Genomic DNA, 23,584 nt, shown 5'->3' with positions numbered 1-23,584 from the left:
ACCCCGTCGCATGCGGCCGGATTCCGCACGAAATGCGGGTTCCGGGGCGGTTTTCCGGCAGGATAGGAGGAACTGTTCATCGCAACGAGAGGTCCCGGATGCCCGAAGGACAGGTGCTCGAGTTCACGAATGTGACGAAGCGCTTCAACGAGGTGACGGCCGTCTCGGACTTCTCCGCACGTGTCGAGCCCGGCGCGGTCACCGCTTTCCTCGGCCCCAACGGCGCGGGCAAGACGACGACCCTGCGCATCCTGCTCGGCCAGGTGCGCCCCACGTCTGGCACCGCCACGATCGGCGGCGTCGCGTACGCGGAGCTGCGCCAGCCGCTGCGCACCATCGGCGCGGTCCTGGAGGAGACGGCCTACCGGCCGCGCCGCACCGCGAGTCGTCAGCTCACCATCGCCGCGAAGGCCAACGGCATCCGCCTCGCCCGCGTCGACGAGGTGATCTCCCTGGTCGGCCTGGAGGACGAAGCGGACACGCGCATCGGCGGGTTCTCGCTCGGCATGCGCCAGCGCCTCAGCGTCGCCCACGCGCTCCTCGGCGACCCCGGAGCGCTCGTGTTCGACGAGCCGGCGAACGGTCTCGACCCCGAGGGCATCCGCTGGATGCGTCTGCTGATGCGTCGCCTCGCCGACGAAGGCCGCACGGTGCTGGTCTCGTCCCACGTGCTCAGCGAGATCGAGCAGGTCGCCGACCACGTCCTCGTGCTCTCCAAGGGGCGCCTCGTGCTGTCGAGCGGCATCGAGACCCTCGCCGATCCGGCCGGCGGCTCGGTGGTCGTCGACTCCGTCGATCGCCCGGGCCTCACGACCGCACTGGTCGCCGCCGGGTTCGACATCGAGGTGCTCCGCTCCGGCCTGACCGTGCGCGGCACCGACGCGAGCCGAGTGGGTGCCGTGGCTGCGGACGCCGGTATCGCTCTGAGCACGCTCGTGCAGCGCGGCCCGACGCTGGAGGACGTCTTCATCGACCTCATGCGCGGCGGCCGGTTCGACACCGCTCCGGCGGTCGAACCGTCGGAAGACGCTTCGACCGGGACCGAGACGGTCACGACAGGCGATGCGGCCGCCGGTGCCGCCGCCTCCGCTCTCGCGGCCGGCGGTGCCGCGGCTCTCGCCGATGACCTCAGCACGGAGATCCCCGGCGATGCCGCGGCCACCGGGTCCGGCGACGATGACGAGACGGCGGGAGCCGAGGGCCCGGTCGACGACGAGACCACCCAGCTCGTGACCGTGGTCGAGACCGCTGCGGGCGACGAGACCGTCCAGGTCATCCCCGTGGTCGAGGAGACCGCGGCGCTGACGTTGAGCGATGCCGAGGAGGAGACGGATGCGGAGCCCGACACCGCGTCCGACGCGGAGTCCGACTCCTCGCGTTCGTTCGACGACATCCTCTTCGGCGCTCCCGCGCCGGTGCCCGCGACCGAGTCCCCGCGACGCTCTTTCGCCGCCCTGTTCGCGGCATCCTCCGCCGAGATGGCGGACGAAGACACGGCGGAGGCGCGCACATCGCCCGAGCAGTCGGCGGGACAGGACGCTCCCGCCCCAGGGGAGTCGGACGAGACGACACCCGCCGCGTCCGTCCCCGCAGATGGAGCCGAGATCGAGGGCCCCGAGACTCCGTCTGACATCGACGCCGCCGACGACACGACCGGCACCGAGGACGCGGAGTCCGCGGCCGACGAACCGGAGCCCGCGGGCGTGGAGTTCTTCTCCGAGCTCGACGCCGCGTCCGCCGCGAACGACGAGACCGCGACCGCCGACACGACGCAGCCGGCAGAGGCATCCGATCCCGCGACCGACGACGAGGACCCGCGATCCGCGGCCGTGAGCTCCATGCTCGCCGCCGCCGCCCGCGCCTACTACGAGGACGAGCCCAGGGACTACCCGCTCGCGTCCGCGGAGGGCGACGCCCCCGCCGAGACCGCATCGTCCGAGGAGCAGCCATCCGCGGACGACGAGTCCTCGGAGGAGCCCGGTGCGCACGCTCCAGGTCAGGAGCAGGCACCCGACGCGCAGACGGACGAGGACCACGGCGCGCGCTCCGACGAGAACCACGGCTGAACCGCACACACGAACGCCCTCCCGATCGGGAGGGCGTTCGTGTGTGAGGTCAGGCCGGACGGGGCCGGATGACGGGCCGGCGACTGCCCTTCGAGACGGGAGTCGGGGCCGTGGCGACGATCTCCTCGACCGTCGCGGGCTCCTCCGACACGGGGAGACGGAGAGCCTGCGTGAGCGCGAGGCCGTGCCGGGTGGTGAGGATCAGCCGGTTGTACTGCGGGTCGCCCTCGAGGTCGACGACCACGCTGGGGCGACGGCGACGGATCAGCACGAAGTCGAGGCTGCCCGCGGCCTTCCAGCTCCCCGCCGCCAGCACGCCCGGGATGTGGGTGCCCGGGTTCGGGACGCCGCGGAGCCAGGTCCAGGCGTCATCGGTCAGCTGGACCTTGGTGATCGTGTCGCGCACGATGCGGACGTTCTCACGGTGGAAGGTGGCGGCACGTTCGATGGGCGAGAGCACGACCTCGAGTTGCGTCTGATCCAGCAACAACGTCACCATGCCCCCAGTCTGCCAGCGCCGCCCTCCCGGTTGGCTGGAAGTTGCTCACAGGAACGCAACGATCCCTTGTCGGAATCACCCACACGCCCACCCGCACGCCCACCCGCAGCAACCACCTCCCGCGAGGACAGGCGCCCACGCCGGAACAGGCCGCTACCGGGAGCGCAAGCCTGACTCCGCGCGAGCGCCTGATCTCGCCGACCTCGCGACCGCCGCTCCCTGCGCAGGCATCCGCGCGACCTCAGGCAGCCGGGTCCAGTGGCGCCTGTTCCCGCGCGGGCGCCTGTCCTCGCGCGAAAGAGGAGCGGCGGCGGAAGTCAGGGACGCGCGGTGAGGGCGGCCCGGGCGGCGTGCGGCAGGGCTTCCTCGATGCGCTGGAGCTCGTCCTCGCCGTGCGCGGCGGTGAGGAACCAGGCCTCGAAGACGCTCGGCGGCAGCGCGACCCCGTGCTCGCGCATCGCATGGAAGAACGCGGCGTACCGGAAAGACTCCTGCGCCTGCGCCTCGGCGTAGTCGCGCGGAGCGGAGGCCCGGAAAGACGCGCTGAAGAGGTTGCCGGCGGACGCCAGAGCGTGGGTGACGCCGGCCTCGCCGAGCGCGCGGTCCAGCGCCGACGACACCCGAGCGGCCGCGGCGTCGACGGCCGCGTAGACCTCGGGCGTCGCGAGTCGCAGCGTGGCCAGGCCCGCAGCCACCGACAACGGGTTCCCGGAGAGCGTGCCCGCCTGGTAGACCGGGCCGAGCGGCGCCAGAAGGTCCATGACCTCGGCACGACCGCCGAGGGCCGCCAGCGGCATACCGCCGCCGACGACCTTCCCGAAGGTGAGGATGTCGGGCAGGTAGTCCTCCCCCGCCTCCGCCTGGAGTCCCCAGAAGCCCGCCGGGTGCACCCGGAATCCGGTGAGGACCTCGTCGAGGATCATGAGGGCGCCGTGCGCGTGGGCGGTCTCCGCGATGAGGCGGTTGAAGCCCGGCAGCGGAGGGACGACGCCCATGTTCGCCGCCGAGGCCTCGACGATGACGGCCGCGATCCGCGGGCCGTGCTCGGCGAAGACGGCGGCGAGCGCCTCCGGGTCGTTGTAGCGGATCACGAGCGTCTGCGCAGCGATCGGCGCGGGCACGCCTGCCGAGTCGGGCAGCGCGAGGGTGGCGACCCCGGAGCCGGCCTCGGCGAGCAGGCCGTCGGAGTGGCCGTGATAATGGCCGGCGAACTTCACGAGCAGATCGCGGCCGGTCGCGCCGCGAGCGAGGCGGATGGCGGTCATGGTGGCCTCGGTGCCGGTCGAGACCAACCGGACACGCTCGACGGGACGGATCTCGCCGAAGCGGACGCGGTCTGCGATGAGCGCGGCGAGCTCGACCTCCCCCTCGGTGGGAGCGCCGAACGAGAGCCCGCGGGTGGCGGCTTCCTGCACCGCGGCGACGACCTCGGGCTGTGCGTGGCCGAGCAGCGCGGGGCCCCACGACGCGACGAGGTCGACGTACTCGTTGCCCGCGGCATCGGTCACGGTCGCTCCCCGCGCCGAGGCGAGGAACCGCGGCGTCCCGCCGACCGACCCGTAGGCGCGCACCGGAGAGTTCACCCCGCCGGGGATCACCGCACGGGCGGCAGAGAAAAGGTCGTCATTGCGGTCGGTCATCGAGGCTCCTCCGTGATGCACGGAGCTCTCCCGGCATCCCTTCCAGGCTAACCCGCCGCCTGCCCTTCGAAGGCCGTCGGCGGACAGGAGGGAGGCTCAGCCGCGCAGCCAGCGGGCGGCTTCCGTGGCCCAGTAGGTCAGCACCGCGTCGGCGCCCGCGCGACGGATCGAGAGCAGCGACTCGAGCACCGCGGCACGCCGATCGATCCAGCCGTTCGCGGCGGCGGCCTCGATCATCGCGTACTCGCCCGACACCTGGTACGCCCACACCGGGACGGTCACGGCGTCGCGCACCTCGCGGAGCACGTCCAGGAAGGCCATCGCCGGCTTCACCATGACGATGTCCGCGCCCTCGTCCTCGTCGACCAGGGCCTCCCGCACGCCCTCGCGGCGGTTGCCGGGGTCGAGCTGGTACGTACGGCGGTCGCCCTGGAGCTGCGAGTCGACGGCTTCGCGGAACGGGCCGTAGAACGCGCTCGCGTACTTCGCGGCATACGCCAGGATCAGCGTGTCCGTGAACCCCTCGGCGTCGAGCGCCTGACGGATCACGGCGACCTGGCCGTCCATCATCCCGGACAGCCCGAGCAGCTGGGACCCTGCGCGCGCCTGGGCCAGGGCCATCGAGGCGTACCGCTCCAGGGTCGCGTCGTTGTCCACGGAGCCGTCGGCGGCGAGGACGCCGCAGTGACCGTGGTCGGTGAACTCGTCGAGACAGAGGTCGGTCTGCACGACGAGGGCGTCGCCGACCTCGGCCGCCAGCGCTTCGGTGGCGACGTTCAGGATGCCCTGCGGGTCGTCCGCGCCGGAGCCCCGGGCGTCGCGCACCGCGGGAACGCCGAACAGCATGACGCCGCCGACCCCGGCCTCCGCGGCCTCCACGGCCGCAGCGCGCAGCGAGTCGATCGAGTGCTGGGCGACACCGGGCATCGACCCGATGGCGACCGGTTCGCTCAGGCCCTCGCGGACGAAGAGCGGGAGCACGAGCTGCCGGGGCTCGAGAGAGGTCTCGCGCACGAGGTCGCGGACGGCGCGCGACTGGCGAAGTCGGCGCAGGCGGATGTCGGGGAAGCTCACGGCGCGAACTCGTCTGCCGCGTGCGGAAGGGTGAACTGCGAGACGGCTTCGATCAGCGCATCGATGGTCTGCCGGTCGGCGACCACCGAGACGGGGAGACCGGCGCGCTCGGCGTCCTTGGCCGTGCGGGGACCGATCGCCGCGAGCAGCGTCTCGTCCGGGATCTCGGGGAACTGTTCCCGCACCTGCTCGGCCACCGAACCGCTGGTGATGAGGATCGCGTTGATCCGGCCGTTCTCGACATCGCGGCGGATGCGCTCCGTCACCGGGACGCCGACCGTGCGATAGGCGACGACGCCGTGCACGTCGTGCCCCGCGTCGGAAAGGAGGAGGCTGAGGACGGGCTTGGCGATCTCGCTGCGCAGCGCCAGGATCCGGCGCGGCTCGTGCTCCAGGGCGATGAGCTGCTGCGCCATGCCCTGCGCGGAGTTGTCCTGTTCCGGCACCAGGGCGACCTCGTAACCCACGGCCTGCAGCGCCGTGGCCGTCGTCTCGCCGACGGCCGCGATCTTCGTGGTCTTCGGCACGACGGCGCGGTGGGCGAACAGCACGTCCACCGTGGTCGCGCTCGTGACGGTCAGCCAATCGAACTCACCGGCCGCGAGCTGCTCCAGCGCCCGGTCGAGTGTCGCCTGGTCCGTCGTGGGCGCGAAGTTGATGAGCGGGGCGACGACGGGAACGGCCCCGAGGTTCCGGAGACTCGCGGCGACGCTGTCGCCCCAGGGTCCGCCACGGGGCACGAGGATGCGCCAGCCGTCCAGCGGTCGGTCCTGCTTGCTTTCAGAAGTGGTCATGACAATTCGGATTGCTCTTGAGGGACGAGGTCGGCCGCCCCTTGATCGAGCAGCCGACGGGCAACAGCGAGCCCGAACTCACGCGCTGCGTGCATCGGGTCTGCACCATCGGCAGCATCCGCACCATTGCCACTGCCGTTCCGATGAATATACTCCCCGTTCAGGGCTTCCGTGACGTCCAGACCGATCCGGCGACCCCCGTCCGGGGCGTAGACCACTGTCCTGACGCGGATCTCGGCCCCCTGGACGACGGCGTGCGCCGCCATGGGGGCTTGACAACCGGCGTCCAGGCCCTCCAGGATGGCCCGCTCGACCGTGATCGCGAGCCGCGTCTCGCGGTGGTCCAGCGCCGACAGCGCCGCGCGCAGCTCCTCCGGGGCATCCGCCCGCGTCTCGACTGCCAGCGACCCCTGGCCCGGCGCCGTCGGCCATTCCGCGAGACCGAGCTCCTCGCGATGCAGGGGCGAATCGGTGCCCAGCCGCGAGAGCCCGGCGGCGGCGAGGATCACGGCGTCCAACTCGCCGGACGCGACGCGGGAGAGCCGGGAGTCGACGTTGCCGCGGATGTCCACGACGTGAGCGCGGGGCGCACGACGGTGGACCTGCGCGATGCGGCGGGGCGACCCGGTGCCCACCGCGCTCCCGGCCGGCAGCTCATGCAGCGGGATGCCGTGTCGGGTGAGCACCACGTCGCGGGCATCCTCCCGTCGGGGCGTCGCGGCGATGACGAGCGACTCCGGCACCGCGGTCGGGAGATCCTTGAGGGAGTGCACGAGGAAGTCGCACTCGCCGGCGAGGAGGGCCTCACGGAGACGGGTAGCGAAGATGCCGAGGCCGCCGATCTCCGACAACGAGGCGCGATTGGTGTCGCCCTCGCTGGTGATCGGGACGAGCTCGACGCGCCGGCCGGTGACCTTCTCGAGCGCTGCGGCGACGTGGCCCGACTGCGCCTGCGCGAGCGCGCTGCGACGGGTGCCGAGACGGATGGGGGTGCTCATGGCGCTTACTGCAGCACGTCCGCGATCTCGTCGAAGCGCAGGCGGCGCCCCGTGTAGAAGGGCACCTCCTCCTTCACGAACATGCGGGCGTCGGTGTAGCGGAGGTCGCGCATCATGTCGACGAGATCCGTGAGTTCATCCGCCTCCATCGGGAGCAGCCACTCGTAGTCGCCCAGCGCGAAGGCTGCGACGGTGTTCGCGATGACACCGGTGAACGCGGCGCCCTTGCGACCGTGGTCGGCGAGCATCGTGCGGCGCTCCCCCTCCGGCGCGAGGTACCACTCCGGGGTGCGGACGAACGGGTAGAGGACGAGCCAGTCCTTGGGCTCGATGCCTCGGAGGAACCCGGGGACGTGCGCGCGGTTGAACTCGGCGTCGCGGTGGACGCCCATGGCGTTCCACACCGGCAGGAGCGAGCGCAGCATCTCGGTGCGGCGCAGGCGACGGAGCGCCCGCTGCAGCTCCTCGGCCGTGGCACCGTGCAGCCACACCATGAGGTCGGCGTCGGCCTTGAGTCCGGAGACGTCGTAGAAGCCGCGGACGGTGACGCCCGAGTCCTCGATGTGCGAGACGATCGACTCGACCTCGGTCGCGTCGTTCTCGGTGACGGGAGCATCGGGGTTGCGTCGCCAGACGGCCCAGAGGGTGTAACCGGACGGGTTCTCTTCACGCAGGTCGGACATGATCCCAGTCTGCCCCCTTTGCGGAGGAGCCGCTAATCAGGGGAATACTGCCCCCAGGCGAGGGCGGTACGGGGGTCGATCAGCGGGCGATGGCGCGGGCGATGGCCCACACCGCCCCGCCGACGGCGGCGGCGATGCCCACGGTCGCGGCGATCGCTGCGGCGGGGTTGCGATCGGCGAACGCGCGCGCCTTCACGGCCGCCCGCGCCGATGCCTTCTCCACGCGCCGGGGGATGTTCCCCTTGACCTCGATGGCGGCCAGGGCCGCCTTCAACTCCGCCCGCGCCGAGGCGACGGGATCGACGATTCCCGCGGGGACCGCGGTGCGCGGCAGCGACTCAGGGGTGCTCATCGCCGGCCTCCTTCACGATTCGGATGTCCTCGGCCACGGCCTGTGCCGGGTTCTGGCGACGGAGCACCTTGCGGAACTTCAGGATGCCGAGCAGCGCGAACAGCAGCACGGCGACGATGAGGATGCCGAACACCGCCAGCGCGGACAGCCAGACCGGCCACCACGACGACAGCCCCGCGATCGCGAACACGAGGATCACGGGCACGGCCCAGAACAGGAAGAACAGCGCGACGAGGAACCAGACGGAGCCGACGCCCGCATCCTTCGCCGTGCGCGACACCCACGCCTTGGCCGCGTCGATCTCGGCCTTGACGAGGGTGGTGACGAGCTCCGGCAGGTCGCCGAGCAGCGTCAGCAGACTGTCGTCGGCGCGATCCCGATATCCGCGGGGCATGTCAGTCGTCGGACTTCCGCGGGGTGGGCTTGCTCGCGGCGGGCTTCGACGCCGCGGGCTTCTGGGCCTCGGCCGCGCGCTCCTTGACCTCGTCGACCGCGTCCTCCGCGGCGTCCGAGATCTCTTCCGCGGCGTCCTTGCCGGAGGCGATGACCGCGTCGAGCTTCTGGCCGGGCGTACCGTCGCCCTTGACCGACTTGACGATCTTGACGGCGCCGGTCCAGACCGCGCCGGGAACCGCGGCGGCCTTGTCGCCGACGAAGCCCTTGACCTTGTCGACGCGCTCCTGCACCGGGTCCGTGTTCCAGACCTTCAGCCACTGCGTCTTGATCTGCTCGTAACGCTCGCGTCCTGCGCGGGTGCCGAGCACATAGCCGACGCCGAGTCCGACGACGAGTCCGATCTTCCCCTTCATGGGGTCTCCTCACGTTGTTCCGGCTGTGGTCCGTCCCGGGGGACGCCCGATCGCCCGCGTCTCCGCCGCGATCAGGTACCCAGCGTAACGCCGTATGCCGATTTCGGCATCAATCGATGAGAGGGTTGACACGGAGCCCCGGAGCGCACTCGCGTACGCCCCGCGCGCACTCAGTCCCAGAGGAGGGCGCGACGCAGGCGCTCGGCTTCCTCCGCGGCGTCCGGCACGACCTGCGCGAGCCCGGTGCCGGCCAGCCAGGCCCCCACCGCGGCCAGACCGGGAACCGCCTGCACGGCCTGACGCGCCGCCGCGCGCCGCTCTCCCGACCCGATGATCGATGCCGGCTGCGCCTGCACGAAGCGCCCCCGGTGGCCTGCCACGACATGGTCGGCCGTCAGGGGAACCCCCAGGAGGGCCGAGGCCTCCCGGCGGGCGAGGTCGACCGCGGCCTCGTCGTCCAGCGCCGCCGTCGCCGCCGGCTCCCCCTGGGCGCCGAACGAGACGCGGACGACCTCCCGGTCGCCGGCGGCCGCCCGCACCCAGGACCACTTCGCCGTGGAATGCGTGAGCGCCTTCGCCGTGTGGCTGTGCGGCACCGTGAGCACGCCGGTGCCCCGGGGCGGGATGCGCAGCGCGGGCGCGTCGAGCAGCAGACTGATGATCTCGATCTCGGGGGCCGGTGCCGCGTCGGCGGCCGCGAGGGCGGGCACGGCGCCCGCGAGCAGCTCCCGCGCCCCGTGCTCGGAGGTCGCGACGATCACGGCGTCGGCGGCGAGTTCCGCCTCCTGCGTCGTCTCCTCGCCCTCGATCGGCTCCTCCGCGGCGGGCTCCTCGACCACGACGCGCCAGGTGGTGCCGTCGGTGGTGAGGCGACGAGCTCGGACGCGGGTGCGCACGGTCGCACCGAGTTCGTCGAGGTCGGCCGCGAGGGCGTCGACGAGTACGCTCATCCCGCCGACGAGCCCCTCGACGGCGGCACCGGGAGTCTTCGCGCCGCGCGACGCCGCCTCACCGCGGAGGGCCAGCACCGCCCCGGAGAGGGATCCGACGCGGGTCAGGGCGGCGTTGAGTCCGGGGGCGGCGACGTCGATGTCCACGTCGTCCGGGGAGGCGGAGTAGACACCCGTGGTGACGGGGGCGACGAGGCGGTCGCGCACCTTCTCCCCCATGCGCGAGGCGACGAGGCGGCCGAGGCTCAGCTGGTGGCCGATGGTGAGCGGCGGGCGCACCCGGTCGAGATAGGCCCGCCAGGCGCCCGACCAGCCGATGATGCGGCGGACGTCGTCCTGGAAGGGGTTGCCGGGGATGCCGAGGATGCCGCCGGCCGGAAGCGGAGCCGCGCCGCCGGGGAGTCCGGCGAGCCACGCGCCTCCCGCCTGCGGCGTCACGACGCGGTCGGAGAGACCGAGATCGTTCACGAGAGCCCGGACGTGCCCGCCCTTCGTCGCGTAGCTCTCCGCGCCCGCGTCGACGACGACATCGTCCAGCGCGACTCTGCGGATCACGCCACCCAGGGACTCGGACCCTTCGAGCAGCGTGACCTGCATGCCGACCTTCGCGCACTCCCGCGCGGCCACGAGTCCGCCGACGCCGCCGCCCACCACGACGACGTGCTTCCGTGCGGCACGGGCCGCCAGGTCGGCCGGTTCAGCGGGTGCGGGGTGCTCGGGGCTCATGCCTCCATCCTTTCACCGCCCCTGCGCTTCGAATCGCCCGATTGGCCGGATAATCGCCGCGGATGCCGCCAGGTGCGCGATCCGAACGGAGGTCAGGCCCGACCGCGCTTGCGCACCTCGCGGAGGACGATCTGCTCGGGACAGACCGTGGAGAGGAAGTCGCCGACGGAGAGGGCGAGGCGTTCACCGACGAGCGAGTAGAAGATGCGGTTGGCATCGCGACGTTCGGAGACGAGGCCTGCCTGCCGCAGCACGCTCAGGTGCCGGGAGATGGTCGGGCCGCTCGCGGAGAAGCGGGACGCGATCTCCCCGGCCGCGAGCTCCCCCTCCTTGAGGTCCTGCAGGATCTGCCTCCGGGTGGGATGGGCGAGCGCCGCGAAGATGTCGGATGCGCTGTCGGCCATGCTTGCAATATAGCACCTTCGCTAGATACAGTTTCGCCAGATAGCTAATTAGCGAAGGAGAACACCATGAAGGTCGCCATCACCGGAGGCAGTGGATTCGTCGGCCGCGCCCTCGCCGATCGCCTGGAGGAGCCCGTGGCGATCTCCCGACGCTCCGGCACGGACATCACCGACGTCGACGCGCTGACCGCCGCCTTCGCCGGATGCGACGCCGTCGCCCACTGCGCCGGGATCAACCGGGAGATCGGCGACCAGACCTTCCGCCGCGTGCACGTCGAGGGCACGGCCGCCGTCGTCGAGGCCGCTCGCCGCGCCGGCGTCCGGCGGCTCGTCATGGTGAGCTTCCTCCGCGCCCGGCCCGACTGCGGCTCCGCTTACCACGAGTCGAAGTGGGAGGCCGAGGAGATCATCCGCGGCTCCGGGCTCCCGCACACGATCCTGAAGTCCGGGATGATCTACGGCCCCGGCGATCACATGGTCGACCATGTGACCCGTGCCGTCCGCACCCTCCCCTTCTTCTGGACGGTCGGCTACCGCGAACGCACCGCCCGCCCGGTCCCCGTCGAGGATGCCGCGGACGTGCTGGTGGCCGCGCTCGAGGGCCGCATCCCGGAGCCGACGGTCGCCGTGATGGGGGCGGACGAGGTCACGCTCGGGGAGGCCATCCGCCGGATCGCCCGCGTCGCCGGACGTCGTCCCGCGTTCCTCCCCGTTCCGGCCTGGGTCGTGCGGGTGCTCGCGCAGCTCACCGAGTGGACCATGGTCGTGCCCCTGGTCGCGAAGGCGCAGGCGCGGATGCTCGCGGAGGGCGTCAGCGAGCCGGCACCGTGGGCGCCGGAGCCGCCGGAGGGGATCCGTCCGTCGCGGCCGTTCGACGACGACCGCATCCGCGCGGCGCTGCCCACCGGGCGCTTCGGTCTTTCGGATCTGCGGCTGGTGCGGGCGCTTCGAATCGCCTGAATGGCTGCATCTGGGCCGCAGATGCCGCAAAGCAGGCGATTCGAACGGAGGTCAGCCGGCGTGCACCAGCTCGACGATACGGGTGAGCTGGTCGGGGTCGGTCTCCGGGGGCACACCATGGCCGAGGTTGAGGATGTGCCCGCGGGCCGCGCGACCGCGTTCGAGCACGTCGCGGACATGCGCCTCGAGCACCGGCCACGGCGCGCCGAGGAACGCGGGGTCGATGTTCCCCTGCACCGAGACGTCGGGGCCGAGGATCGCGGCGGCCTCGTCGAGGGGCAGCCGCCAGTCGACCCCCACGCCGTCGGCGATGCCGTCCAGCCGCATGTCGCCGAGGAAGGGGCCGGTGCCGACGCCGAAGTGGATCGTCGGGACGCCGATGCCGTCCAGAGCGGTCCGTGAGTGCGGCGCCACGAAGGTGCGGTAGTCGGCGGGGCTGAGGGAACCCGCCCAGCTGTCGAAGAGCTGCACGACCGCGGCGCCGGCATCGCGCTGCGTCTCCAGGAACCGCCGCGAGATCTGCGCCAGCCAGCCCGCGAGACGGTGCCAGGCCTCGGGCTCCGCGTGCATCATGCCGCGCGCACGCAGGTGCTCCTTGGACGGACCGCCCTCGACGAGATACGCCGCGAGCGTGAAGGGGGCTCCCGCGAAGCCGATGACCGGGGTGTCGCCGAGCTCGGCGGCGACGATGCCGACGGCTTCCGCGATCGCGCTGCCGTCGAGGCTGTCCGGATCGATCGCCGTGATGCGGTCGACGTCGGCCAGCGTCCGCACCGGGTTCGCGAAGACCGGGCCGCGGCCGGGCTCGATCTCCACGTCCACGCCGGCGAGACGCAGCGGGATGACGATGTCGCTGAAGAACACCGCCGCGTCGACGCCGTGCCGTCGCACGGGCTGGAGGGTGATCTCGGCGGCGAGGTCGGGGGTGAGGCAGGCGTCGAGCATGCGCGTGCCGACCCGCAGCTCCCGGTACTCGGGCAGGGATCGGCCCGCCTGGCGCATGAACCAGACCGGAGCGGTGGCGGGGCGGTCGCCGGTGAGGGCGCGCAGCAGCGGGGCGTCGGAGAGTGCCATGCCCCCATCCTCCCATCCGGCGCCTAGGGAGCCGCCGAGTCCCGGCTCCGTACGCTCGGGTACAATTGAAGGGTGCTGCTGTGTGTGACGGCGAGTCACAAGACCGCCTCCTTCGAACTGCTCGAACGCCTGAGCCGCACCCCCGACGACGTCGCTCCCACCATCGTGGGCATGGCGCCGTGCGTGCAGGGTGCCGTGGTCCTGGCGACGTGCAACCGCTTCGAGGCGTACGTGGAAATGGACGAGCCCGTGACCGCGGCCGGCGCCATCGGCGTCGAAGCCGTGATCGAGGCCGTCGAGTCCGCGACCGGCATTCCCGCCGCCGACCTCGACGGTGCCTACGCCGTGCATTCCGGTCGCCGCGTCGCCGAGCACCTCTTCTCCGTGGCCTCCGGTCTCGAGTCCGTCGTCTCCGGCGAGGGCGAGATCGCCGGCCAGGTGCGGCGTGCCCTGAAGTCCGCCCGCAAGGACGGCACCACCTCCCCCGAGCTCGAGCGCCTGTTCCAGCGCGCGAGCCAGGCGCAGCGCAAGGTCAAGAACGTCACCGCCCTCGGCCGCGCCGGTCGATCTCTCGTGCGTCTCGCACTGGAACTCGCCGACAGCCGCATCGCCGACTGGTCCGCCGAGCGCGTGCTGCTGGTCGGCACCGGAGCCTACGCCGCCGTCACCCTCGCGACTCTGCGCGAGCGCGGCGCCGTCGACATCTCCGTCTACTCCCCCTCGGGCCGCGCCGAGATCTTCGCGGCCAAGCACGACATCCGCCCGGTGCCGGCCGAGGAGTATGCCCGCACGGCGGCGCACTCCACGCTGCTGATCACCTGCACCACCGCGACCGAGCCCGTGCTCGGCCCGGAGCACCTGCAGCTCCCGGTCGGCCTCGCGGCCGCGGGCTGCCCCGTCAGCGCGACCAGCGGCACCACCGGGGTCCCGAGCCGGCTGGTGGTCGACCTCGGCATGCCGCGCAACGTCGACCCTGCCGTGGCCGCACTGGAGGGCGTCGCGCTGCTGGACCTGGAGACCATCCGCCTGCACGCCCCGCTCGAGGAGCTGCAGGCGACGGACGCCGCCCGGAGCGTCGTCCGCGAGGCTGCGGAGACCTTCCACGTCGTCGGTGCCCGCCAGAGCGTGACCCCGTCGGTCGTCGCGTTCCGGTCGCACATCTTCGAGCTGCTGGAGCGCGAGATCGACCGTGCGCGCGCCCGCGGCGACGAGGACGGCAAGGTCGAGCAGGCCCTCCGGCACCTCTCCGGCGTGCTGCTGCACACGCCGACCGTGCGGGCTCATGAGCTCGCCGCCGCCGGTCGCGCGGACGAGTTCGCCGCCGCGCTCGCGACGCTGTACGGGATCGCCCCTGCCGCGGACACGGTCGAAGACGCCGCCACAGCCTGATCCCGTGTGGGCGAGATGGGAGGCGCGGCCCTCCACATCACCGGAGACACCGCCGCCGACGCTGCGGAACGAGAGCCGTGTGCTGCGCGTCGACATGCTGATGGACCAGAGGGCGGGAGCCATGGGCTGCGCGAGGATCCGCGCTGTGAGAGCGTGGGGCACGAGGAGGCGCGAATGACCCAGGATCTGTACTCGGACGCGAGGCTGTACGACCTCCTGTTTCCGACGAGCGAGGCAGCCGTGGACTTCTACCGTGCCGAAGCCGACAGCGTGGGCGGTCGCGTGCTCGAGCTCGGATGCGGAACCGGTCAGAAGCTGATCCCGATCGCGGCCGACGGGCACCCGAGCGTCGGACTCGACCTGTCGCTCGACATGCTGGCTGTGGCACGTCAGAAGGCTGAGGAGCGCGGTGTGTCTGTCGAGTGGCAGCACGGCGACATGCGCGACCTCGACCTGGGCGACGAGTTCGACCTCATCTTCATCGCGGGCAACGCTCTGCTGCACCTGCACGAGGCTGACGACATCGTGCAGTGCTTCCGCGCGGCACGGCGGCACCTCGCGCCCGGCGGACGGTTCGCTTTCGACGTCTTCCATCCCGACGTGCGGCTCCTGGCTGACGCCGACGGCGTCCGGCGCCCGCGCACGACATTCGCCGATCCCGACCGCGGCGACGTCCGCGTCGACGTCGCGGACGCCTATGATGCCGCCGCACAGGTGACGCGCGGCACCTGGTACTTCTCGACGGACTCCGAGCCCGACTTCCAGACGGTGTCCATCGAGGTGCGGAGCATCTTCCCCCAGGAACTGCCGGTGCTCCTTGCGCATGCCGGACTCCGACTGGTCAAGCGCTTCGGCGGCTGGGACGGCAGCCTCTTCGGGGCGGGCTCCTCGACCCAGCTCTGCATCTGCGAATCCGCCGCCCCGTAGTGAGAGAGGATGGGAGGCATGGCCCTTCACATCACCGGAGACACCGCCGCCGACGCCCTGCTGACCGAGAATCCGACGGCTCTGCTGATCGGCATGCTGCTGGACCAGCAGATCCCCATGGAGACCGCGTTCTCCGGTCCGCTCAAGATCGAGCAGCGCACCGGCGCCGCGGATGCCGCGGCGATCGCGGGCATGGCACCGGAGGAGTTCCTGGAGGCCTTCCGGCAGACCCCCGCCGTGCACCGGTTCCCCGGATCCATGGCGACGCGGGTGCAGACCCTGTGCCAGGCGCTCGTCGACGACTGGGACGGGGACGCCGCCGCCCTCTGGACGCGCCCGTCGACAGGCTCAGGCCCGTCGACAGGCTCAGGGACCCAACCGAGCGGCGCCGAGGTGCTCAAGAGACTCAAGGCTCTTCCCGGCTTCGGTGAGCAGAAGGCGAAGATCTTCCTCGCCCTCCTCGGCAAGCAGTACGGGTTCACCGGCGAGGGCTGGCGGGAGGCCTCCGCTCCCTACGGCGAGGACGGTTCGTACCGCAGCGTCGCCGACATCGTGTCGCCGGAGTCGCTGACGAAGGTGCGCGAGTACAAGAAGGCGATGAAGGCCGCGGCGAAGGCGGCGACGTAGTGCAGCCGACCGGGGACGACGTCGCCGGGCTGATCGCCCGTTCCTCCCCGGCCGTGCGTCGCCGTGACGCGGAGACGCTGACCGCTCTCCTGCGGGACATCTCCGGACGCGAACCGCAGACCTGGGGCTCGATCATCGGGTTCGGCTCCTGCCACTACCGCTACCCCACCGGGACGGAGGGCGACAGCGGCATTCTGAGCTTCGCCCCCCGGAAGGCCGCGACGACGATCTACCTCCTCGACGGCGTGGACGCCCACGCGGAGGCTCTCGGCGCGCTCGGCCCGCACACGACAGGGGTGGGCTGCCTTTACATCAAGGACCTCGACCAGGTCGACCTCGACGTGCTGCGCGGGATCCTCGAGCGTTCGCGCGCCTGGGTCGAGTCCGGCGGCGACGCGCGTATGCACCTGACGATCACGTCGTAACTCCCCCTCCTGTCGCCGAGACCCCGGGTTCCCGCCGAGACCCCGGCGTGGGGACGTGTGGGGCCCGGGGTCTCGGCGGGAGGGCGGGGTCTCAGGTGGTGGCCACCCCCTCCTCGACCTGCACGCGCCGCGCGTGCGCCGCGTGACGCCGCCACCGGCGGTCGTGCGTCGCTGTGACGACGGCGGCGGGGTGATCGACGAGGGCGTCCTCGAGCTGCTCCACGAGCTCGGGGTCGAGATGGTTCGTCGGCTCATCGAGCAGCAGCAGGTCGAACCGCGACGCCAGGGCGACCGCGAGATCCAGCCGGCGACGCTGCCCGACCGAGAGTGTCCGCACGTCGCGGTCCGCCTCCGGCCTGCGGAAGAGTCCATGAGCCAGGAGAGCGTCGTGCGCATCCGCCGGCGGCGTCCCCGTCCGCGCCGCGAAGACCTCGATGGCCGTGCCTCGCAAACGGGTATCGACCTCCTGCCGGAGGAACGCGATCCGCAGCCCGTCCGCGTGGCGGATCGTCCCGGACGCGGGGATCAGCTCGCCGACGAGGAGGCGGAGGAGCGTCGTCTTCCCGGCGCCGTTCGGCCCGGTCACGAGCCACCGCGAACCGGCCTCGATCGTCCACTGCGACACGTCGAGCCGTCGTCCCGGTTCACGGAGGGAGACGGCATCGAGGGTCAGGAGCGGGTCGTCGAGCGGTGCCCGATCCTCTGCTGCGACCACGAACCGCAGCCGCTCCGGTGGAGGTGGGCACGGGTCCGCCCGGAGCCGCGCCAGCCTCTCCTTCGCCATGCGGATGCGTCCGACGGCACCGTGGTCGCGGCTCCGCGCCCGGAACGCGCCATGACCGAAGCCGTCGAGCTCGAGCTTCCGCGGGATCGCCTGCAGCCGGAACGCGTTGGCGGCGAGCAGCGACTCGGCCCGGGCGACCTCGGCCTTCCACTCCTCGTGGCGCGCGACCGCCGCACGTCTCTCGGCCTCGCGCGCTCGCAGGAACCCGGCGTAACCATCGCCGTAGTGGCGGATCCGACCGTCCTCCACCTGCACGACAGCCGTCGCGAAACGGTCCAGGAAGTCGCGGTCGTGGGTCACGACCACCAGCGCTCCGCGGTGCGCCGCGAGACGGTCCTCGAGCCAGGTCAGCGCCCGATCGTCGAGGTCGTTCGTGGGCTCGTCGAGGAGCAGCAGCTCGGCTCCGGAAGAGAGGGCGACCGCGAGAGCGAGCCGCGCCCGCTCTCCGCCCGACAGCGCGGCCACCGGTCGCGCGCGGTCCACTCCGCCCAGCCCGAGCTGTTCCAGGGCGGTGTCGATGCGACGGTCGACGTCGTATCCCTCGCGGGACTCGAAACGGTCCTGCAACAGGGCCACAGCGGCCATCTGCTGCGCACGCTCGGCGGAGCCCCCGGCGGCGAGGAGCTCGTACGCGTGGCCGAGGTCGCGCTCCAGCACGCGGAGGTCGCCGAGGAGATCGTCGATGGCATCGGCCATCGACGCTCCATCCGCGAACACGGGGTTCTGCCGGGCATGAGCGATCCCGCCGGGGAGGTCGAGCCGCACCTCCCCGGATGTCGGCGCGAGAGCACCGGCGAGCAGATCGAGCAGCGTCGACTTCCCGGCGCCGTTGTCGCCGATGACGGCGAGGCGGTCGGCGGGTCCGACGGCGAGATCGATGCGGTTCAGCACGAGACGGTCGGCGAACCGGACGGAGGCGGCCTGCAGCGCGCACTCGCGATGAACGCGGGCCGGAGTGTCGGAAGGGGGCGAGGGTACAGGGAACATGAGGGGTCCTCTCCGGCGGCGCACGCGCACCGCCGGGATCTGCGTCGATGACGCGGGGAACAGGAACCTCGACCGCACCCTGCTCGGGTGCGGGTCGCTCAGGACCCACCGCGGAGAAGAGCTCTCGACGCGGCGTCCCGATCTAGCGAATCAGAGTACCCACGAGGAGCGACCATAGCAGGGTCACTCCGCGCCCGCCAGACCCCGCTTTCTCGGCGAGACCCCGACCTACCCCCACACGCGGCCCGGGGTCTCGGCGGGAACCCGGGGGCTCAGCGGGAGCGGAGGCGGGAGGAGAGGCGGGAGGAGAGGCGGGCGTGGGCGGCGGGGACGGCGAAGAGGAGGATGATCGCGAGGACGATGCCGCGGACGATCCAGAGGCCGGGCTCCCAGATCACCTCGTAGTTCCCGGGGAGACCGAGGAACGCGGCGATGATCGATCCCCACGACGCGCGGCCGCTGCTGTCCGTGTCGATCGAGAGTCCGCCCACGATGCTCAGCACGCCGAGACTCAGCAGCACGATCGGCATGATGAGGGCGCCGGCCTTCGCCTCCCCGCGCGCGATCAAGCGGATCACGGTCACGAGCGACACGAGGGGGAACACGAAGAAGAACCAGACGAGGGCGCCGAGCAGCAGCCCCACGACGATGAAGACCGGCACCCAGAGGAGCATCCAGGGGCCCTCGTCCGCGATGAAGTAGTCCGGGTCGCGGAGGATCGCCACGACGAAGCCCGCCAGGGTCCCGAGCGGCAGCACCGCGAGCACCCACCAGAACACGGCCTTCGGCACCCGCGTGCGCTCCCCCAGCCGCGCCATCACGATCTGGATGATGACCGCCGCCGCGAGCGCCGGGATGCCGAACATCGCGATGGTGGGCCCCGCGCCGTCGTTCTCGCGCAGGTCGAGCACCGTGAGGATCATCCACGACACGGCGAGCGCGCCGAGCACGATGGCCGCGACCGGACGCACGGGCGAGGACTCCCCCCGTGCGCCGGCTCCCCCCGGTGCCGTCACGTCACGCGCCGCGGAGGCGCTCCGCCAGGTAGGCGTGCAGCTCGTCGATCGGGACGCGCTCCTGCGCCATGGTGTCCCGGTCGCGCACGGTCACCGCGCGGTCGTCGAGCGAGTCGAAGTCGACCGTGACGCAGAACGGCGTGCCGATCTCGTCCTGGCGGCGGTAGCGGCGACCGATCGCACCGGCGTCGTCGAAGTCCACGGCCCACGAGCCGCGGAGCGTGTCGGCGACCTCGCGGGCGAGCGGCGACAGCTTCTCGTTGCGCGACAGCGGGAGCACCGCCGCCTTGACCGGAGCCAGGCGCGGGTCGAGCTTGAGGACGGTGCGGGTGTCGGTCCCGCCCTTGGCGTTGGGCACCTGCTCCTCGACGTACGCGTCGACGAGGAAGGCCATCATCGCGCGGGTGAGGCCGAAGGACGGCTCGATCACATACGGCGTGTAGCGCTCGCCCGTGGCCTGATCGAAGTACGTCAGGCTCTGGCCGGAGGCCTCGCTGTGGCTGGAGAGGTCGTAGTCGGTGCGGTTGGCGACGCCCATGAGCTCGCCCCACTCCTTGCCCGCGAAGCCGAAGCGGTACTCGACATCGATGGTGCCGGCCGAGTAGTGCGCGCGGTCGTCTTCCGGCACGTCGAACTGGCGCATGTTCTCGGGGTCGATCCCGAGGTCGATGAACCAGTTCCAGCACGCCTCCACCCAGTGGTCGAACCACTGCGGCGCCTCGGCGGGCGGCGTGAAGAACTCGATCTCCATCTGCTCGAACTCGCGGGTGCGGAAGATGAAGTTGCCGGGGGTGATCTCGTTGCGGAACGCCTTGCCGACCTGGCCGATGCCGAACGGCGGCTTCTTGCGGCTCGCGGTGAGCACGTTCGCGAAGTTCACGAAGATGCCCTGCGCGGTCTCCGGACGCAGGTAGTAGAGGCCGGACTCGTCGTCGACCACACCGAGGTACGTCTTCACCAGACCGGAGAAGGCCTTCGGCTCGGTGTACTGCCCCTTGGTGCCGCAGTTCGGGCAGGGGATGTCGGCGAGACCGTTCTCGGCCTTCCGCCCCTTGCGCGCCTCGAAGTCCTCGATGAGGTTGTCGGCACGGAAGCGCTTGTGGCACTGCAGGCACTCGACGAGCGGGTCGGTGAAGGTCGCGACGTGGCCGGAGGCCTCCCACACGCGCTTCGGCAGGATGATGCTGGAGTCGAGGCCGACCATGTCGCCGCGACCGCGCACGAAGGTCTGCCACCACTGCCGCCGGATGTTCTCCTTCAGCTCCGTGCCGAGGGGGCCGTAGTCCCAGGCCGACCGGGAACCGCCGTAGATCTCACCCGCCTGGAACACGAACCCGCGGTGGCGGGCGAGGGCGATGACCTTGTCAAGACGGGACTGTTCGGCCACGGTGGCTCCAATGGTCGGATGCGGAGAATGCCCGTGAGCACGGGCACCCCCAGTCTATCCGGGGCCGGAGCGCAACCCCTGGCCGCGGGACCCGCGGGAGGAGTACCGTCCCACGCATGAGCACCACCGCGCACCCGCCCGCCTCCCGCGACGAGGACACCCGCTTCTTCGGGCAGCCGTGGTCGCTCGTGCACATCTTCGGCGTGGAGATGTGGGAGCGGTTCAGCTTCTACGGCATGCAGGGCATCCTGCTCATCTACCTGTACTTCTCGGTGACCGACGGCGGCCTCGGGCTTCCGGAGGCGGTGGCGGGCGGGATCGTCGGCGCGTACGGCGGCTCCGTGTACCTGTCCACCATCCTCGGGGCCTGGCTCGCCGATCGGCTGTTCGGCTCCGAGCGGGTGCTGTTCGTCAGCGCCATCGTCATCGTCTCGGGCCACCTCGCCCTCGCGCTCCTGCCGGGGTTCGTCGGCGTCGGGGTCGGACTCGTGCTCGTGGCCCTGGGCTCGGGAGGCCTGAAGGCGAACGCCACGTCGGTCGTCGGGACGCTGTACCGTCCGGACGACGAACGACGCGACGCCGGGTTCTCGCTGTTCTACCTCGGCATCAACCTCGGCGCCTTCCTCGGACCGATCCTCACCGGGCTGCTCCAGTCGACCCTCGGCTTCCACTGGGGGTTCGGCCTCGCCGCCCTCGGCATGACGCTGGGTCTCGTGCAGTACTCGTTCGGCCGCCGCGGCCTGCCCGCCTCCTCGCGCGAGGTGCCGAACCCGCTCCCCCGCACGCGCTACCCGCTGGTCGCCGGCATCGCGGTCGGTGCGGTCGTCGTGATCGCGGTGCTCGTGCTGACCGGAGTCATCCAGGCCGACAACCTCGCCACGATCGTGATCGGGGTCACCGTGGTCGCCGCGGTCGCCTACTTCGCGGTGATCCTCGGCAGTCGCCGCATCGACGCCACCGAGCGCTCGCGGGTCTGGGGGTTCCTGCCGCTGTTCCTCACGAGCGTCGCGTTCTGGTCGCTGTACCAGCAGCAGTTCACGGTGCTGACGATCTACTCCGACAAGCGGCTCGACCGCGACCTGTTCGGGTGGGAGATGCCGGTGTCGTGGGTGCAGTCCATCAACCCGGTGTTCATCATCATCCTGTCCGGGGTCTTCGCGGCGATCTGGACGAAGCTGGGGAAGCGTCAGCCGTCGACCCCGGTCAAGTTCGGACTGGCCGCCATCATCATGGGCTCCGCGTTCCTGCTGTTCCTGCCGTTCTCCGGCGGCGGTGCGAACTCGACGCCGCTGCTCGCGATCGTCGGCATCCTGTTCGTGTTCACCGTCGCCGAGCTGCTGCTCTCGCCGGTCGGGCTGTCGGTGACGACGAAGCTCGCCCCGGCCGTCTTCCGCACGCAGATGGTCGCGCTGTTCTTCCTGTCCATCGCCCTCGGCACCGCCATCTCGGGCGAGCTCGTGAAGTTCTACGATCCGGGGAACGAGGTGCCGTACTTCTCGATCCTCGGCGGCATCGCGATCCTCGTCGGCATCGGACTGCTGCTGAGCGTGAAGCCGGTGCTGCGGCTCATGCGCGGCGTGCGGTGACGGCCGCGCCGCCGATCACGCGGTGAAGAGGTAGCCCCGACCGGCCTCGAAGCCGCCGATCGTGAGACCGCTGCCGAGCAGGCCCTCCATCTGCGCGCGCAGGCGCAGCCGCCACTCGTGCGCGGCCGCGGGGTCGGACTCCCGCATGCCCTCGATGTCGTCCGGGATCTCCAGCGTCTCGACGACCGCATCGTCCGCCGGGGGCTTGGCGATGTCCGCGAGGGCCCACTCGACGTCGAGGCGGTCGCTCTCGTCGCCCGCATCGCCGCCGCCGAAGATGCCGTAGCGGTTCACCGAGTAGCCCGTGGCGCGGGCGCCGAGGACGGTGAGGAAGAAGTGCGCGTTGCGGGCGACCAGCGGGTCGAAGGTCCACGTGATGCGGCCGACCTCGCGGGAGAAGGCCCACTGCCGCTGGTGCTCCTTGAGCTCCCGCCCCCATCCGCGCCCTCGGTACTCGGGCAGCAGGGCCGTGATGTGCGAGTGCATGGCACGGCGGGCCGGTTCGCCGAAGAAGGCGATCGAGGCGCCGACCATGCGCTCCTCGTCGCCCTCGCCGTCGAAGAAGCCGACGACGTAGTTGCCCGACTGCTGCAGGGCGCGCAGGGTCCCGGCGTCCACCACGCGCTGCGGACCCCGGATGGAGTCGAGCAGGCTCTGGGCGTCGAGGATGAGTTCAACGGTGTCGAGATCGCGGATGGTTCGCACGATCCCAGTCTGCCCCTCCTCCGCCCGTTCGCGGAAACCGACCCCGGGTCACCGGTGCGGAAAGGCCTGTCCCCCGCCCGCGGCGAGCGCCTCCGCGACGATGCGGAGGTGGTCCTCGGCCATCTCCGCCGGCAGCGGCGGCAGGATCCCGTCCCAGAACGCGAGCACCGCGCCGCGTCCCTGCATCATGCCGGCCGGACGGCCCAGCGCCCACATGTGCATGTGCGCGGAGCCGTCATTCCAGCGGCCGAAGTGACAGCGGGCGACGCCGGGGATGCTCTTGACCGCCTCCGACACGCGCTGCATCAGCGGTCCGAGAGCGGCGAGCACCTCCTGCGGGGCGTTCTCGAGGAGCCAGTGCTCACGCGGCGCGACCCCGCCGATGAACGGCAGGCCGCCGACATCCCACCCGGCACGCACCTGCCAGAGGTCGTCGTGCCAGATGGTGTGCACGCTCGGACCGCAGTGGCCGCACTCGGCCGGGTCCTGCTCGCCGGCTCGGGGTTCCTCCGGCACGAGCATCGGCTCCAGCGGTCGCATCGTGATGCTCTCGAACGCCCAGGGCAGGCCTTCCGCGAGCGCCGAGGCGTCGAGCACCTCCCCGATCGGGAGCCGGCGGTGGTACGCGGAGTCGGCGGGGCGCTGCACGGGCGCGGAGTCGTCGGTCATCCGGCCATGCAACCACATCGGCCCCTCCACTCCGGGAACGCCTATAGCCTGAG

General features: G+C 71.6%; 24 protein-coding genes. 7 read left to right on the top strand and 17 right to left on the bottom strand.

All coding sequences use genetic code 11. The features are described from left to right. Positions 1-98 precede the first annotated feature (98 nt). A complete protein-coding gene (locus tag AB1285_RS00360) occupies positions 99-2,066 on the top strand; it encodes an ATP-binding cassette domain-containing protein (RefSeq protein ID WP_292797832.1) in 1,968 nt (655 codons plus the stop codon). Between the two features lie 49 nt (positions 2,067-2,115). Here the strand turns inward: AB1285_RS00360 and AB1285_RS00355 are convergent, their stop codons facing one another. The 11 genes from AB1285_RS00355 to AB1285_RS00305 form a co-directional block, all read right to left on the bottom strand. Then, positions 2,116-2,565 (bottom strand): hypothetical protein, encoded by a 450-nt coding sequence (locus tag AB1285_RS00355; RefSeq protein WP_136052962.1) that lies wholly within the window; start codon positions 2,563-2,565, stop codon positions 2,116-2,118. 317 nt (positions 2,566-2,882) lie between these two features. Beyond that, positions 2,883-4,205, bottom strand: a complete 1,323-nt coding sequence (gene hemL / locus AB1285_RS00350; protein WP_366237014.1) for a glutamate-1-semialdehyde 2,1-aminomutase — start codon at positions 4,203-4,205, stop codon at positions 2,883-2,885. A gap of 96 nt (positions 4,206-4,301) precedes the next feature. After that, positions 4,302-5,279 carry a porphobilinogen synthase gene (gene hemB, locus AB1285_RS00345; RefSeq protein WP_280567767.1) on the bottom strand — a complete coding sequence of 326 codons (978 nt, stop codon included), beginning with the start codon at positions 5,277-5,279 and terminating at the stop codon, positions 4,302-4,304. Further along, a complete protein-coding gene (locus AB1285_RS00340) occupies positions 5,276-6,073 on the bottom strand; it encodes a uroporphyrinogen-III synthase (protein ID WP_187662559.1) in 798 nt (265 codons plus the stop codon). Before AB1285_RS00340 ends, hemB begins: the two co-directional genes overlap by 4 nt. Further along, positions 6,070-7,071, bottom strand: coding sequence for a hydroxymethylbilane synthase (gene hemC / locus AB1285_RS00335; RefSeq protein WP_187662560.1), 1,002 nt, complete (start codon positions 7,069-7,071; stop codon positions 6,070-6,072). The genes AB1285_RS00340 and hemC overlap by 4 nt, the downstream gene beginning before the upstream one ends. Positions 7,072-7,076: 5 nt before the next feature. Further along, on the bottom strand, positions 7,077-7,757 hold the full coding sequence (gene hemQ / locus AB1285_RS00330; RefSeq protein ID WP_370429007.1) for a hydrogen peroxide-dependent heme synthase: 681 nt from the start codon (positions 7,755-7,757) through the stop codon (positions 7,077-7,079). A gap of 76 nt (positions 7,758-7,833) precedes the next feature. Continuing rightward, positions 7,834-8,106, bottom strand: coding sequence for a hypothetical protein (locus AB1285_RS00325; protein ID WP_025104872.1), 273 nt, complete (start codon positions 8,104-8,106; stop codon positions 7,834-7,836). Continuing rightward, on the bottom strand, positions 8,093-8,500 hold the full coding sequence (locus tag AB1285_RS00320; protein WP_259954392.1) for a phage holin family protein: 408 nt from the start codon (positions 8,498-8,500) through the stop codon (positions 8,093-8,095). Before AB1285_RS00320 ends, AB1285_RS00325 begins: the two co-directional genes overlap by 14 nt. A gap of 1 nt (position 8,501) precedes the next feature. Continuing rightward, positions 8,502-8,915: a hypothetical protein gene (locus AB1285_RS00315; protein ID WP_259954394.1), complete on the bottom strand. Its 414-nt coding sequence runs from the start codon at positions 8,913-8,915 to the stop codon at positions 8,502-8,504. Between the two features lie 170 nt (positions 8,916-9,085). Next, entirely contained in the window at positions 9,086-10,591 is a 1,506-nt protein-coding gene (locus tag AB1285_RS00310) for a protoporphyrinogen/coproporphyrinogen oxidase (RefSeq protein ID WP_370429002.1), read from the bottom strand. A 92-nt stretch (positions 10,592-10,683) separates the two neighbouring features. Beyond that, a complete protein-coding gene (locus AB1285_RS00305) occupies positions 10,684-10,995 on the bottom strand; it encodes a metalloregulator ArsR/SmtB family transcription factor (protein ID WP_060921528.1) in 312 nt (103 codons plus the stop codon). Positions 10,996-11,061: 66 nt separating this feature from the next. On the opposite strand from AB1285_RS00305, the gene AB1285_RS00300 reads away from it, so the two are divergent. Beyond that, positions 11,062-11,955 carry an NAD(P)H-binding protein gene (locus AB1285_RS00300; protein WP_292797845.1) on the top strand — a complete coding sequence of 298 codons (894 nt, stop codon included), beginning with the start codon at positions 11,062-11,064 and terminating at the stop codon, positions 11,953-11,955. Between the two features lie 51 nt (positions 11,956-12,006). Here the strand turns inward: AB1285_RS00300 and hemE are convergent, their stop codons facing one another. After that, positions 12,007-13,029, bottom strand: coding sequence for a uroporphyrinogen decarboxylase (hemE, locus tag AB1285_RS00295; protein WP_187662565.1), 1,023 nt, complete (start codon positions 13,027-13,029; stop codon positions 12,007-12,009). Positions 13,030-13,101: 72 nt separating this feature from the next. On the opposite strand from hemE, the gene AB1285_RS00290 reads away from it, so the two are divergent. The 4 genes from AB1285_RS00290 (at position 13,102) to AB1285_RS00275 (ending at position 16,397) form a co-directional block, all read left to right on the top strand. Beyond that, complete coding sequence (locus AB1285_RS00290; protein ID WP_370429001.1) at positions 13,102-14,418, top strand: glutamyl-tRNA reductase; 1,317 nt, start codon at positions 13,102-13,104, stop codon at positions 14,416-14,418. Between the two features lie 174 nt (positions 14,419-14,592). Next, a complete protein-coding gene (locus AB1285_RS00285; RefSeq protein ID WP_370429000.1) occupies positions 14,593-15,345 on the top strand; it encodes a class I SAM-dependent methyltransferase in 753 nt (250 codons plus the stop codon). Positions 15,346-15,363: 18 nt separating this feature from the next. After that, complete coding sequence (locus AB1285_RS00280) at positions 15,364-15,972, top strand: HhH-GPD-type base excision DNA repair protein (RefSeq protein WP_370428999.1); 609 nt, start codon at positions 15,364-15,366, stop codon at positions 15,970-15,972. Next, on the top strand, positions 15,972-16,397 hold the full coding sequence (locus tag AB1285_RS00275) for a DUF1801 domain-containing protein (RefSeq protein WP_363446330.1): 426 nt from the start codon (positions 15,972-15,974) through the stop codon (positions 16,395-16,397). The genes AB1285_RS00280 and AB1285_RS00275 overlap by 1 nt, the downstream gene beginning before the upstream one ends. Before the next feature lie 91 nt (positions 16,398-16,488). On the opposite strand, the gene AB1285_RS00270 is transcribed toward AB1285_RS00275, so the two are convergent. The 3 genes from AB1285_RS00270 to AB1285_RS00260 form a co-directional block, all read right to left on the bottom strand. Further along, entirely contained in the window at positions 16,489-18,168 is a 1,680-nt protein-coding gene (locus tag AB1285_RS00270; protein ID WP_370428998.1) for an ABC-F family ATP-binding cassette domain-containing protein, read from the bottom strand. Positions 18,169-18,440: 272 nt separating this feature from the next. Beyond that, on the bottom strand, positions 18,441-19,184 hold the full coding sequence (locus AB1285_RS00265) for a hypothetical protein (protein WP_370428997.1): 744 nt from the start codon (positions 19,182-19,184) through the stop codon (positions 18,441-18,443). Between the two features lies 1 nt (position 19,185). After that, entirely contained in the window at positions 19,186-20,571 is a 1,386-nt protein-coding gene (locus AB1285_RS00260) for a glycine--tRNA ligase (protein ID WP_312674775.1), read from the bottom strand. 116 nt (positions 20,572-20,687) lie between these two features. On the opposite strand from AB1285_RS00260, the gene AB1285_RS00255 reads away from it, so the two are divergent. Further along, complete coding sequence (locus AB1285_RS00255) at positions 20,688-22,157, top strand: peptide MFS transporter (protein WP_370428996.1); 1,470 nt, start codon at positions 20,688-20,690, stop codon at positions 22,155-22,157. 15 nt (positions 22,158-22,172) lie between these two features. Here AB1285_RS00255 and AB1285_RS00250 read toward each other — a convergent pair whose 3' ends face one another. Together AB1285_RS00250 and AB1285_RS00245 are read right to left on the bottom strand one after the other, a co-directional pair. Further along, positions 22,173-22,862 (bottom strand): GNAT family N-acetyltransferase, encoded by a 690-nt coding sequence (locus AB1285_RS00250; RefSeq protein ID WP_259953894.1) that lies wholly within the window; start codon positions 22,860-22,862, stop codon positions 22,173-22,175. Between the two features lie 48 nt (positions 22,863-22,910). After that, on the bottom strand, positions 22,911-23,531 hold the full coding sequence (locus tag AB1285_RS00245; RefSeq protein WP_363446322.1) for a hypothetical protein: 621 nt from the start codon (positions 23,529-23,531) through the stop codon (positions 22,911-22,913). Positions 23,532-23,584: the final 53 nt, after the last annotated feature.

Source organism: Microbacterium sp. NRRL B-14842 (assembly GCF_050470785.1).
This window is presented reverse-complemented; position numbering and strand designations above follow the sequence as displayed.